This window comes from Streptomyces uncialis (genome assembly GCF_001905345.1).
GTDB lineage: Bacteria > Actinomycetota > Actinomycetes > Streptomycetales > Streptomycetaceae > Streptomyces > Streptomyces uncialis.
Genome location: NZ_LFBV01000002.1, coordinates 433,433 through 446,451, shown reverse-complemented (window position 1 = coordinate 446,451; position 13,019 = coordinate 433,433). Strand labels below are relative to the sequence as shown.

The window sequence follows — 13,019 nt, the reverse complement described above, 5'->3', positions numbered from 1 at the left end:
TGCGGGGGCACGTGCGCTCAGGGTCAGGGGGCCTGTCCTACGGCATCCGGAAAACTGTACGGACGTTGATTTTTATTCCGGAGGTGCTGCCATCGGTCGCACCCGGGGCCGCACGGGGCCGCTCGGTGCCGCACGGGGCCGCACCGGGACCGGAAGGGGTCCGACGGGGCCCAGGGGAATGCCCGCGTCCCCGGGCCCGCGGTACGCGGAATCCGGGGACGCCGGTGACCGGGCGGGTGCCGTCGGGCCGGGCACGGGTGAGGCGGTCGGGTGTGCGCCAGACGGTCGGTCCGGCATGCGCGGGTCAGCCGCAGGTCAGACGGGGGTCAGCCGCAGGTCAGCCGCAGGTCAGGCGTGGGTCAGGCGCGGCGGCGCCACAGGAAGTACCCCGCGCCGCCCAGCGCACCCGCGATCAGCGCGCCGCCGAGCACGAGCTGGACCGGGCCCGGTTCGCCGAGGTCCCCGCCGCTCCCGGCCCGGACCCCCTTCCGCTCCGGCTGCTCCTCACGGTGCCCGCCCGGCGGCTGCGGTTCGTGCCCCTCGGGATGGACCCGCTCGGGCTCGTGCGCCGGTTCGCGCTCCTGCGGATGTTCCCGTTCCGGCGGGTGCTCCACCGGCTCGTGCTCCCCGGGGCGCAGCCGCTCCGTCCCGTCGTCCTCCCGCTCCCGGTCCTCGGCCACGGGGCCGTCCCCGGCCTCCGCGACGGTGACCTTGACGCGTTTCGCCTGGCCGTCGCAGGTGAAGGTCACCTCGTGCGCGGCACCGGGCAGCGCGTCCGGGAAGACCTCGGCCGGTGCCGAACGCCCCTCGTCCAGCTCCACCGCGTCGAAGATCCCCGAGTCCACGGCCACCGCGGGCACCTGACACCCCTTGGAGGACAGGGTCACCGTCTCCCCCGGCCGGACCGTGCCGGGCGAGACCCCCACCTCCCAAGCCGGCGGCTGTTCCTGCGAGGGTGCGCCCTCCTCGGCCACGGCCGCCGGAACGCCGGCCGCTGCCAGGGCCACCGCCGCGCTCACGGCACCCGAGGCCCGTACGATCGCCCGCATCTCACCACTCCCGTCCTCCGCGTGCCCGGGGGCCGTCGCGGAGCAGTCGCTTGTCGCGCAGGTCCCTGCTGGCTTGGACGCTAGGAGCCGCGCGGGCCCGGCGCCGCCCGGCGGGGGCCATCCGGGCGGAGTACCGCGCCGGACGGAGGAATCCCGGTGGCGGCACGCCCCGGCCCGGGGTGCGGATTCCGGGGCGTGCGACCTGCGGGACGGGCTCGGACGGGCACGGGCCGCCCGCCGCGGGTGTTCGTGACGCGCGGTGCCCTGCGGCGGGTGTCCGATCCCGCTCAGGACCGAACACCCAGTCAGCCCCCGGCCGCCCCTGCGGCTCCCCGGCGAAACGGCACCGCAGCTGTCTCAGTGCGGATGCGTGCCGTGGGCGGTGGCGTGGCCGGCGACCGTGATCAGGGACACGGCGTAGCGCCGGGCGGTGTCGGTCCACCAGTGGCTCACCCGTAGACCCGTGGCCGCGGCTTCGTCACGGACACCTTGCTCACGGAACTTGGCCGATACCCCCACGTACAGCGGCTCCCCGCGGTCGAAGGAGATGCTGCGGCCCAGCGCGGTGAGGCCGACGCGGTGTGCGTGCCGGGCCTCCAGGGTGTTCTCCACGCGCTCCAGGCGGGGGTTCCAGGTGGCGCGGTGACTGAAGTCGCCCGGGCGGAAGGTGGCGCCGAGTTCCCTGTTGAGCACGGTCAGACCGTTCTTGACGAAGGCCGCGGTCACCCCGGCGCGATCGTCGTACGCGGCCGTCATGGTGGCCACGTCCTTGACCAGGTCGGTGCCCAGGAGCAGCCCGTCGCCGGGGCGCATCCGAGCCCGGAGGGCGGCCAGGAACCTTCGCCGCTCCGGGGGACGGAGGTTCCCGAAGGTGGCGCCGAAGAAGGTCAGCAGGACGGGGGCGTCCTGTGGATCCAGGCCGAGCGGGTCGGTGAATTCACCGGCGTACGGCAGGATCCGCAAACCTGGATAGTCGGAGCCCAGGGCTCGCGCCGCGGTCCGCAGCGCGGCGCCGCTGACATCGACGGGCACGTACTGCTCCAGCGAGCCTGTGCTGAGGAGGGCATCGATGAGCAGGCGGGTCTTGCGGCCGGAACCGGCACCGAGGTCCACCAGGACCCGGGCACGTGTCAGCGCGGCGATCTCGGCGCCGCGCCGGCCGATGATCTCACGTTCGGCGTCGTCGATGTAGTACTCGGGCTGCCGGGTGATGTCCGTGTAGAGCGCGCTGCCACAGGCGTCGTAAAGCCATTTGGTGGCAAGGTGCTTGGGCCGGGCGGTCAGTCCGGACAGCAGCTCGTGGTGCTGGGTCGTCGTCGTTTCGGGGCGGGCCGGCGCACCGGTGGCCTGCGGCCTGTTCCCGCTGCGTGGGGCAACCGAGGACGCCATCAGTCGGTGCGCGCCGAGATCAGCCAGTGGTATCCGGAGTCGGAGGTGTCCGCCCTGGCGGGGACCGGTGGCATCCACACCGCCGGAGGATTACCGGGCCGGGGGTACGCCAGATCCTTGACCGTCCAGGCACCGGCCTCCCAGCCGCCGGCCTTGAGCTGTGCCACGGGATCCGGCCAGCTGCTCGCCCACAGGACCCCGAGTTCCTCAAGGCGTTCGAGGACCGGCGCGTAGTGCTCGGCGGTGAGCACGTCGGGGTGGATGTGGTCGCACCACAACCGGCTCCCGGGGGCCGACAGGTCCCGTACGGTACGCAGCAGCGTGCGGCAGACATCGGCTTCCAGGTAGGGCAGCAGCCCTTCGACCACCCACATCGTGCGGGCCCGTGGGTCGAATCCGGCGTCTTCGAGCGGGCCGTTCCAGTCCTTGCTCAGGTCTGCGGAGACCTCGGCGCGGCGGCAGGTCGGGCGTAAGGACCGCCCGGCCCGGGCCAGACGCTCGCTCCTCGCCTCCAGCAGCGCGGGCAGGTCGACCTCCATGTACAGCAGGTCCGCCGGCAGGTCGAGCCGGAAGACCCGTGACTCCAGGCCGGCGGCCAGCGAGACGACCTGACGTATGCCGTCGGCGGCGGCCGCCCGCACCACTTCGTCGCCCAGCCGGGCACGTACGGACACGACCGGGGGTGAGTATCCGAGCACGGACACCACCACGTCGTGCCACTGACGGCGTTCCGCCTCCGTGCACAGGGTGAGCGGATCCGCCAGGAACCGGTCCTCCCGCGCGTTCTCCAGCTCTCTGGCCGCCGCTGTCCACCCCGCGGTGGAATTGATGGTCTGCACAAGGCTCCTTCGGTACGTGCCGCGATGCGGTCCGGCGCCGATCGGCCAGGTCGAGGGGCCGCGGCGCACCGGTCGTCGATCAGGAACCAGCCTGCCGTGCGGGTTTCCGGCCGACCATCGTGGAACACCACGAGTTCGGTGCGGACCGCGGCCTTTCCGCGGGAGTACGCCGGTCGCTCCCGAGCAACCGGGTGGCCTCGTACGGTGGCACTCTCAGCCACTGACGCGTTCGCTTTGTTGTCGGCCGGTGTACCGGGGCGGCAAGCTTTTGATCATGAACAAGCTGCCTCCCCGTCTCTCTGTCATCACGCTCGGTGCGTGGAACATGCCGAGGCTGCGTGGGTTCTACCGCAGACTGGGATGGACGGAGCTGCCACCCGGAGCGGACGGCCCGTCCGGTTTCCTGCTCGGTGGGGTGTTGCTGGCGCTGCGCCCGATGGCCGAAGTGACGAGCGGCGCCCCTGGTGAACCAGGGGCGGTGCCGGGCTGGTCCGGCGTCACACTGACCTGTGCCGTGGACAGCTCCCGGCAGGTGGATGCCGTCTTCGCGGCCGCGGTGAACGTGGGCGCCGCCGCCGTGGCCGCTCCAGCGGATCGCCCCTCGGGGGGCCGGTCGGCCTGTATCGCCGACCCCGAGGGCAACCGCTGGGAGATCGCGTGGGGATCGCCGACGGAGGAGTCGGCCGGAGGCGGGACGGAACTCGGCTCGCCCGGCCGGGAGTTGCCGACCTGGTGCTCGCCGCTCGACCCGGCCGGGACGCACCGGGCCACCGCCGAACTGCTGCATCACCGAGGCGCACCGGACGAGGAGGTGGCCGCGCATCTGGTGGCGGCGGGAGGGAGCGGGCCCGGCTGGGCCACCGAGACGCTGCTGTCCGCCGCCCACACCGCCCGCCGCAAAGGGCGACCGGGACAGGCCGTGGACATCCTGCGCCGGGCGCTGGCGGAGCCGCTGCCGCCCGGTCGGCGCGGTGGCGCGCTGACCGAACTGGGCTGTCTGGAGGTGACGTTGGGTCCGGAGCACCGGGCCTCGGGCGTACGGCACCTCGCCGAATCGATACGGCTGGAAGAGCAGTCCGACGCGGGGGTCTTCAAGGCGGCGAACGCGCTGGGCGCGACGCTCGCGGCCCGGGGCCAGACCTCGATCGCCTTGGATGTCATGGAGGAACTCTCGGAGCGGTTCACCGACCACCCGGAACTCGCCCGTGCCGTACAGGGCGCCGCGGCGCTGATCGCCTCGCACGACGGGCACAGCTGGCTGGAAACGGTGGGCCGACTGCGCGGGCTGGCCGCCCGCACCTCCCAGCGTCCGGCACCGGCCGTCAGCGCGCTGCTCGCCGAATTCGACTCCACCAGCGGACGGCTGTCCGCGGCGCAGGCCGCCGAGGTGGCCCGCGAGGTGACAGCGAAACCGCTGGAGCCGTTCTCCCGGACCTACGTGCTGGCCTCGGCCGCCACACTCGCCCAGTGGGCCGACGAACTCGCGCTCGCCGACCGCTTGGTGGCGAACGGCATCACCGGACACCCCGGCCCGTCGGCCGACCCCGGCTATCAGAGCCTGCTGAGTGTGCGTGCCGAGACCCTGGTGATGCGCGGCCGGTACCACGAACTGCTGGAGGCGTGCGGAGACTGGGGCATCCTGATCGAGCCGTCGACGCGCCGCGCCCCCGGCGGCCACCCCAACGCTCATCTGGTCGCGCAGGCCGTCATCGCGCTCACCGAGACGGGTCGCGCCACCGAGGCCCGTCGACTGGCCGATTCGGTCACCGCCGAGGCGTCCCGAGGATCCTGGGAGTGGAACGAACTCTTATACGCCCGAGGGCTGCTGAGTCTTGTCGAGGGCTCCCCGGCCGCCGCCCTCGAGGACCTGCTGGAGTGCGGGCGCCGGCAGAGCGAACGGCAGGTGATCAGCCCGATCGTCACTCCGTGGCGGTCCGCCGCCGCGGACTGCCAGCTGCTCCTCGGCCGAACCGGCCCAGCCATCACCCTCGCTTCCGAGGAACTGGAAGCGGCCCGGCACTGGGGCACCCCCCGTTGTATCGGGCGGGCCATGCGGGCGTTCGGCACAGCGACCGGCGGCCGGGCTGGTCTGGCCGCCGTCGAGCAGGCGGTGGGCCTCCTGCGTAACACCGCCACCACCCCTGAACTGCTCTCCGCGCTCGTCGCCCACGGACGGATGCTGACCGAGGCAGGCCGTCCCACCGCCGCCCGCCAGGTGCTGCGCGAGGCCGCCCAGCATGCCGAGCGGATGTGTGCCGAGCGATCGCGCGGCGTGGTCGCCGACCTGCTCGCCGCCGCCGGAGCACGCCGGATCACCGCCCCTCGGACCGGTGCCCGGGCCCTCACCGCCGCCGAGCTGCGAGTCTGCGGGCTCGCCGCGCATGGCCACTCCAACCCCGAGATCGCGAGGTTGCTGCGGGTGGCGCTGCGCACCGTGGAGACCCATCTGACGAACAGCTTCCGCAAGCTGGGCGTGCGCAGACGCACGGAACTGGCCGGGCGACTCGCCGCGGAGCCGCCTGCGGCGGACAGGTGAGTGAGCAACGCGTGACCCCCGCACCGCGGGGGTGCGGGGAGGGCCCGGTAAGCCGCACCTCGGTCCGCGGCGGGCTCGTCTTCATGGTCGCGGTGTGTCCGGGTCGGCCGGGCGAGCCGGCTTTCTCCCATGAAACAGGTGCGGGACCTGTGCGCTCGGCGCTACTGAGTGCGGTCGCGCCGTGACCGTGGGGGCTTCTCGTCGCGATAGTCGGACATCGGAGGACTGGTGGCCCTGGGAACGGGTATTCCAGTCATATGACCCCAAACACTGTCTTTATGGCAGCCCCCGACGGAGCCCTCATCCTGATCCCCCTGCTGGTCGGGGCGGTCATCGTCGGGGCCCTGATCTGGATAGTCTGGCTCGGCATCGGGGTACGCAGCAGGGAACCAGGCCCCCCGAGCGCCGACGAACAGCCGCACCTTCCCGAGGGCGGCGCCGTCCATGAGGTCAGCGAGCGCCGCGAGCCGGACGAGCTCCCGCTCGACAAACAGGGCGGCCTCAACCCGTACCAGCTCCACGGCAACCTCCCCAACAAACGCAGCGAGGACCAGCGCCGAAGGCGCTGGACCCCAGGTCACAGCGGCTCCTTCGGAGGCGGAGGCGGCGGAGCCCACTGACTCCGGAGCGGAACCGGTGCGCAACCATCCGGCTTGCGCACCGGTCAAGCGAGCCCACCGGCCACCCACGCACCCATGTAAGTACCCGCACACAACAGGTACGCCCACAGGGAGCAACCCAGGGGCGCGGGGAACTGCGCCCCACGGACAACCCGCACTGCCCCAGCAACGCCAAGGGGCAGAACCCCACGGACAACCCGCACAGCCGGGCGACGCCAGAGGGCGGAACGCGCAAGCGCAACCCGCACAGCCCCAGCAACGCCAGGGCGGAACACCTACAGGCAACCGGCACTGCCGAGCAACGCCAGGAGCCGGAAACCTCAGCCCGCCTTCCGGGAACCCCGCCGCCCCCGGCCCCCGCGCCGGTCCCGCCCGCCCCGCGGCCGGGACCGGTCGGACGCCGCACGGGACGCACGGGACCCGTCGGCTTCCGACCAGTGGGCGGGCCGTGTGAACCCGTCCGGCAGGACGGTCGCGGAGTCGCCCCGCGCCCCGTCGAGCTGCGCCTGGGTGAGGAACAGACACCCGGTCAGGTCCGCCCCGCTCAGATCCGCGTCCCGCAGATCCGCACCGATCACATCGGCGCGGCGCAGATCCGCACCCGACAGGTCCGCCGCGACCAGCAGCGCGCCGCGCAGGCTCGCCCCGCCCAGTGCCGCGCCCCGCAGCCGGGCCCCGAACAGGTCGGCGCCCCGCAGTTCGCGGCCCCGGCTCCCGGCCCGGACCAGCTCGCTCGCGCGCAGCAGCAGATCACTCACCGTCCGCCGCAGCGGCGGCACGTCCAGTCCGGTCAGGGTGTCCGCGTCGGCGCGGGTCAGCGCGGAGAGCTCACCGGCCGCGACCCGCAGTTCGGCGTGGACGGGTGCCGCCTCCGGCCGGGCCAGGGCGTCACCGAGGTACCGCAGCAGTTCGTGCAGCTGCCGCATCACCGGGAACACCGCGAACATCGGCCCCGCGATACCGGGGTCGCCCCGCCAGTCCCGTCCGCCGAACGTCACCTGGGACACCTGCTGTCCGGCGCCGAAGCAGTCGAAGACCGTGCAGCCCGTGAAACCGCGGTCGCGCAGCCGGTCATGGATGCCGCACCGGGAGTCCGGCCGCAGATTGCCGCAGGGGGTTCCCGCCGGCTTGTCCACCGCGAAGTCCGCCGAGCGGGCGAAGGGCAGCGCCACACAGCACAGCCCGAAGCACCGGGAGCAGTCCGCCCGGACCTCGGGCGCCGCGTCGGCCCCGGCGCCGACCGCTGTGTCGGACACCGGCCCGGGGGAGCGGAGCACGGGCATCGGCAGAGCGACCGAGGGCCGGGCGCGGGCGTCCCGCGCCGCGGGCCCCCCGGCGGCAGCAGTGGGCCCCGCGACCGCAGCCGTGGGCCCCGCGACGGTGGGGGAGCCCGGACCGACAGCCGTCCGAGGACCCGGACCGGGACCGGGACCGGGGGACTGGCCGGCACCGGTCCCGGCACGTGGGTCCTGTGGGTCCTGTGGGTCCTCGGCCGGGACTGCATCCCGCTGGGGCGACACGAAACCCACTTTCCTGGGACCGGAAGGGAACAACCGCCGTCGGGGCGAGGACGGCCGGTCGGGCCCGCCTCATTGTCCCGCACGCGCCCCTCGTCCCCGAACGGGTTTCCGTGTTCGCGCCATGTTGACGACATGCCGGGGCACCCGAACGGCCCCCGCCACCCGGGGCCGCCCGAGGGCCCGCCGCGCGCCCCGGGCCTGGGGAAGGACCGGGTCCGCAGGTCGCGCGGGTGGCGCCCGCCCTGCGGACGGGTGTGAACGCTGGCAGTCTGGGACGCAGCCCCCCGGGTCCTGGCGGACCCGGCGGGGGGCGGACGGCCGTCAACCACGACGGGCCCGGTTCCGGCCGCTGTCGGCGGCGCCCTCCTGCGAGCGGGACACTGCCTGCGATGGACAAGGAAACCCCGGCGGCGAGCGCCGCACAGCCCCTCACCACCGACACCGTCTTCGGTGCCCCGTGCTGGGTGAGCCTCATGGCACGCGACCTGGGCGCCGCCCAGGACTTCTACGGTCATGTCCTCGGCTGGACCTTCCGCAAGGGCCGCCTGGGCGACGAGTTCTCCGTCGCGCTCTCGGACGGGGTGCCCGTCGCCGGGATCGGCGCACTCGCGCGGACCCTGCGGATGGCGGTCGCCTGGACCCCCTACTTCGCGGTGGGTGACGCGGACGCCACCGCCGCCCGTATCCGCGAACGCAGCGGCACGGTCGCCGTGGGCCCGCTGGCGCTGGCCGGCGGGCGCGGGGTCCTCGCCGCCGACCGGGACGGCGCCGTGTTCGGGATCTGGGAGGGACAGCTGTACTCGGGCTGGGACGTCTGGCACAAGGACGCCCCCGCCTGGCTGCGGCTGCGCACCCGCAACGCGTTCGACGCGGCGATCTTCTACGGCGAGGTCCTCGAATGGGCCTCCGAGCGCCCCGGCTGCTGCGAGGTCGACTACGAGGACGACGAGGTGGTGCTGCGCAGCGGCGGTCATGTCGTCGCCCGCCTCAGCTCCGGAGCGGTGGAAGCGGCCGTCGACCCCACCATCCGCCCCCACTGGCAGGTGTACTTCCCGGTGCCGGATGTCGAGCACGGCGCCCGGGCGGCCGTCGGGCACGGCGGCGCCGAGGTCTCCCGGGAGACGACCCCGTACGGCCCCGAGGTGACCCTGCGCGACCCCGACGGCGGACTGTTCACCCTCACCTCCGACGTCCCGCGCCGCTGAGCCGCCCGAGGGGGCGTCCGGCGACCGCACTCACCCGTCCGGCTTCGCCCCAGGGGTCCGGCCCCCCATGACGGGGCGACGATGGGCGGATGGACAGCGGCTGGTGGTACCGCAACATCGTGGAACCGGGGAAGCTCCCGCTGCTGCTCGCGCTGGTGTCGTTCGTGGTCGCGTTCGCCGTCACCCGGGTCGTGACCCGGATGATCCGCGCCGGGAAGGGCCCCTTCCGCAACGTCACCCCGGGCGGGATGCACGTCCACCATGTGGTGCCCGGCATCATCCTGATGGTCGTCGGCGGATTCCTGCTGCTCGCCGGGGCCCGGCACGGCGTCGGCTCGGGAATCGCGGCCGTCCTGTTCGGGGCGGGCACGGGCCTGGTGCTGGACGAGTTCGCGCTGGTCCTCTACCTCAGCGATGTGTACTGGACCCAGGAGGGCACCAAGAGCGTCGAGGCCGTCATGATCACCGTGGCGCTCGCGCTGCTCCTGTTGTGCGGCTTCGCGCCGTTCGGGGTGGACGGACTCTCCGACGCCGATGTCCAGGGGCGCGCCAACGTCGTCGCGACCGTCGTGGGGAACCTGCTGATGTCCGTCCTGGCCCTGCTGAAGGGCAAGGCCAGGATCGCGGTCATCGGGGTGCTGGTCCCCTTCGTCGCCCTGGTCGGCGCCGTCCGGCTGGCCCGCCCCGCCTCCTGGTGGGCCCGGCGCCTGTACCGCGAACGGCCCCGGGCCCGCGCCCGCGCCTGGACGAGGGCCTACCACCACGACCGCCGCTGGAACGGGCTGCGCCGCAGGGTCAACTACTTCATCGGCGGACGCCCCACCCCCGTCCCGGCGCTCCCGCCGAAACAGGCCCCGTGACACCGGGGCGCCACAGGGCCGGGCCGCGCGCTCAGCCGGCCGGTACGGGCGGACGCCCCGTCGCCGGGACCTCCTCGCCGCGCGGCACCGGGCCCGGCGGGGTCCCGTCACCGAAGGGACGGCCGCCGAGCGCCTCGCGGCCGTGCGGGGTCAGCCACTGCGACAGATCCGGTCCCACCGGGACGATCCCGCTCGGGTTCACGCCCGTGTGGACCTGGTAGTAGTGCCGCTTGATGTGGTCGAAGTCGACCGTGTCACCGAACCCGGGCGTCTGGTAGAGATCACGGACGTAACCCCAGAGCACCGGGTTCTCGGTGATCTTCCACAGATTGCACTTGAAGTGGCCGTGGTAGACGGGGTCGAACCGCACCAGCGTGGTGAACAGCCGGATGTCCGCCTCGGTGAGGGTGTCGCCGACCAGGTACCGCTGCCCGACGAGCCGTTCGGTGACCTCGTCCAGCCGCCGGAACAGTCCCCGCACCGCCGTCTCGTACTCCTCCTGGCCGGTCGCGAAACCGGAGCGGTACACACCGTTGTTGACATCCCGGTAGATGCCCTCCATCACCGTGTCGATCTCGTCCCGGCGTGCCTCGGGATACAGGTCGGGCGCGCCCTCGCGGTGCAGCGCCGTCCACTCGGTGGCGAAGTCGAGGGTGATCTGCTGGAAGTCGTTCGTCACGAGCTTGCCGCTCGGTACGTCCACCACGGCCGGGACGCTGACCCCGCCGGGGTATCCGGTCTCCCGCGCGTCGTACGCCTCGCTCAGGTACTTGATGCCGAGCACCGGGTCCCGGTCGTCGGGATCGAGGGTGAACCGCCAGCTGCGGTCGTCCTGGATCGGGTCGGTGATCGCCAGCGACACGGCGTCCTCCAGACCGAGCAGCCGCCGGGAGATCATCGTCCGGTTCGCCCAGGGACACGCGCGGCTCACCACCAGCCGGTACCGGCCCGCCTCCACCGGCCAGCCGTCCCGCCCGTCGGCGGTGATCCGGTCCGCGAAGTGACTGCGCGAGCGCTTGAACCTCTTCTTGCCGTACGCCGCGTTGCCGTCGTCGCTCGGGCTCATCGGAATTCCCCTCTCTGTCCGGTGCCCGTCCGTCTCCCGCACGGGTCCCGGTGTCCACTGGGTGCTGTGGTGTTGTCCGCTGTGTTTCGCTCTGCTCGTCCGTACCGTCCGGGCCCGCCACGGGACGATCCGGTGCTTCCCGGTCAGCTCCGGTCCTTTCCCGCGTATTCCCGACCCGTACCGGACGATGCGCCACCCGGCCCCGGCCCGTTCCTCAGCCCGCGCCCGCGCGCACGGGGGTGCGGCGGGTCGCGGTCCAGGCCAGCAGTTCCTCGGCCGACCAGGTGGTGACGATCCGCTCCGGCGGCACCCCGCACTCCTCGGCGCGGGCACAGCCGTACGGCTGCCAGTCGAGCTGGCCCGGCGCGTGGGCATCGGTGTCGAGGGCGAACAGCACCCCGGCGTCGACCGCCCGCCGCAGCAGCCGCAGCGGCGGGTCGAGGCGCTCGGGACGGCAGTTGATCTCGACGGCCGTCCCGGTCTCCGCACAGGCCGCGAACACCTCGTCCGCGTCGAACGAGGACTCGGGCCGCCCCGGATCGCCCCGCAGCCTGCCGGTGCAGTGCCCGAGGACATCGGAACGGGGATCACGCACAGCCGCGACCATCCGGCGGGTCATCGCGCCCGCGTCCATCCGCAGTTTCGAGTGCACCGACACCACGATCAGATCGAGCCGGTCCAGCAGCTCCGGCTCCTGGTCGAGCGAGCCGTCGTCGAGGATGTCGCACTCGATGCCCTTGAGCAGCCGGAACGGCGTCAGCCCGGGGGCGAGCGCGTCGACCAGGGCGAGCTGTTCCGCCAGCCGCTCGGCCGACAGTCCCCGGGCCACCTTCAGCCGGGGCGAGTGATCCGTCAGTACCGTCCACTCGTGCCCGAGCCGGGCGGCCGTACGGGCCATCTCCTCGACCGGGCTGCCGCCGTCCGACCAGTCGGAATGCGTGTGACAGTCCCCGCGCAGCAGCCGCCGCAGCTCCTGCCCGCCCTCGGTGAGCGGACCCCCGGCCTCCCGTTCCACCGTCGCCAGGTACTCCGGTACCCGCCCCTCCAGCGCCTCGTGGACCACCTTCGCGGTCTTGGGACCGATGCCCTTGACCTTCTCCAGCGAGCCCGCCGCCGCCCGCCGCCCGACCTCCTCCGGCGGCATTCCCGCCACCACCGAGGCCGCCGTACGGAAGGCACGCACCCGGTACGGCGGTGCGAGCGACCGCTCCAGCAGGAACGCGATCCGTTCCAGCGCCGCCACCGGCTCCATCGCCACCTCCACCCGCCCGGGTCCCGGCCCCGTACTCCAGCTTCACCCCCGTGGCACGGCCGCGCACGGCGGACCTCGGGTGCGGTACGCGCGGCCGAGGGTCAGAGCCCCGGGGCGCCCCAGAGGGCGAACCAGCGCGAGAGATCCGGCTCGATCCGCAGATCGTCCGTGAGCACCCCCCGCACCTGGAGCTCCAGGGCGTTGTCACGACGGTCCGCCGCGACCGGGGCGAACGGGTAGAAGGTGCCGCGCTTGTACAGATAGACCAGCCCGAGACGGCGCCCTTCGGGGTCCCGGAAACCGACCAGCGAACACAGCAGCTGCGGGCCGAAGCCGCTCTCCTCCAGCGCCGAGTTCACGGCGTGCAGATCACCCACCAGGGCGGGCAGATCGTCCGCGTCCCGGTGGGACACCAGCCAGGAGTACCCGAACGCGTCACGCTCCGACCCGACCGGCGGACCCGTGCGCTGCTCGTCGGCCGCCAGCAGCTCACGGACCTCGTCCTGGATACGGGAGAACTCGGCGCCCTCCACGCTGGAAAAGCACACCGACCCCACCCCGGTCGCGGTGAACCCGGCCGCCGCCTCCAGCGTCACCGCCGCCGAGGGCAGTCCGAACAGCCGGTCCAGATCGGGCGGCACCGGCCGGGTCCGGCCGAGGAGGGTGTCCAGGAACCCCATGGC

At 73.3% G+C, this 13,019-nt stretch carries 11 protein-coding genes; 4 read left to right on the top strand and 7 right to left on the bottom strand.

The features are described from left to right. Positions 1-359: 359 nt before the first annotated feature. The 3 genes from AB852_RS10270 to AB852_RS10260 form a co-directional block, all read right to left on the bottom strand. Positions 360-1,049 carry a hypothetical protein gene (locus tag AB852_RS10270; protein WP_073786267.1) on the bottom strand — a complete coding sequence of 230 codons (690 nt, stop codon included), beginning with the start codon at positions 1,047-1,049 and terminating at the stop codon, positions 360-362. Positions 1,050-1,406: 357 nt separating this feature from the next. Then, complete coding sequence (gene egtD, locus AB852_RS10265) at positions 1,407-2,438, bottom strand: L-histidine N(alpha)-methyltransferase (protein ID WP_073786266.1); 1,032 nt, start codon at positions 2,436-2,438, stop codon at positions 1,407-1,409. Next, a complete protein-coding gene (locus AB852_RS10260) occupies positions 2,438-3,277 on the bottom strand; it encodes a class I SAM-dependent methyltransferase (protein WP_073786265.1) in 840 nt (279 codons plus the stop codon). Before AB852_RS10260 ends, egtD begins: the two co-directional genes overlap by 1 nt. Before the next feature lie 274 nt (positions 3,278-3,551). Here AB852_RS10260 and AB852_RS10255 point away from each other — a divergent pair, with 274 nt between their 5' ends. Continuing rightward, positions 3,552-5,813, top strand: a complete 2,262-nt coding sequence (locus AB852_RS10255; RefSeq protein WP_143201208.1) for a LuxR C-terminal-related transcriptional regulator — start codon at positions 3,552-3,554, stop codon at positions 5,811-5,813. Positions 5,814-6,091: 278 nt separating this feature from the next. Further along, on the top strand, positions 6,092-6,433 hold the full coding sequence (locus AB852_RS10250; RefSeq protein ID WP_079184485.1) for a DUF6479 family protein: 342 nt from the start codon (positions 6,092-6,094) through the stop codon (positions 6,431-6,433). Positions 6,434-6,753: 320 nt separating this feature from the next. Here AB852_RS10250 and AB852_RS10245 read toward each other — a convergent pair whose 3' ends face one another. Further along, the gene (locus AB852_RS10245) at positions 6,754-7,716 is read right to left on the bottom strand and encodes a pentapeptide repeat-containing protein (protein WP_079184484.1); all 963 of its coding nucleotides are present in this window, start codon (positions 7,714-7,716) and stop codon (positions 6,754-6,756) included. A 626-nt stretch (positions 7,717-8,342) separates the two neighbouring features. Between AB852_RS10245 and AB852_RS10240 the strand changes: the two genes are divergently transcribed. Together AB852_RS10240 and AB852_RS10235 are read left to right on the top strand one after the other, a co-directional pair. Further along, a complete protein-coding gene (locus tag AB852_RS10240; protein WP_073786262.1) occupies positions 8,343-9,158 on the top strand; it encodes a VOC family protein in 816 nt (271 codons plus the stop codon). Between the two features lie 89 nt (positions 9,159-9,247). Further along, positions 9,248-10,018, top strand: coding sequence for a hypothetical protein (locus AB852_RS10235; protein WP_073786261.1), 771 nt, complete (start codon positions 9,248-9,250; stop codon positions 10,016-10,018). A gap of 31 nt (positions 10,019-10,049) precedes the next feature. Here the strand turns inward: AB852_RS10235 and AB852_RS10230 are convergent, their stop codons facing one another. From AB852_RS10230 to pspAB, 3 genes are all read right to left on the bottom strand, one after another. After that, complete coding sequence (locus tag AB852_RS10230; protein ID WP_073786260.1) at positions 10,050-11,084, bottom strand: glutathione S-transferase family protein; 1,035 nt, start codon at positions 11,082-11,084, stop codon at positions 10,050-10,052. A 214-nt stretch (positions 11,085-11,298) separates the two neighbouring features. Then, complete coding sequence (locus AB852_RS10225; protein ID WP_073787642.1) at positions 11,299-12,336, bottom strand: PHP domain-containing protein; 1,038 nt, start codon at positions 12,334-12,336, stop codon at positions 11,299-11,301. Between the two features lie 101 nt (positions 12,337-12,437). After that, a complete protein-coding gene (gene pspAB, locus AB852_RS10220) occupies positions 12,438-13,016 on the bottom strand; it encodes a PspA-associated protein PspAB (protein WP_073786259.1) in 579 nt (192 codons plus the stop codon). Between the last annotated feature and the right edge of the window lie 3 nt (positions 13,017-13,019).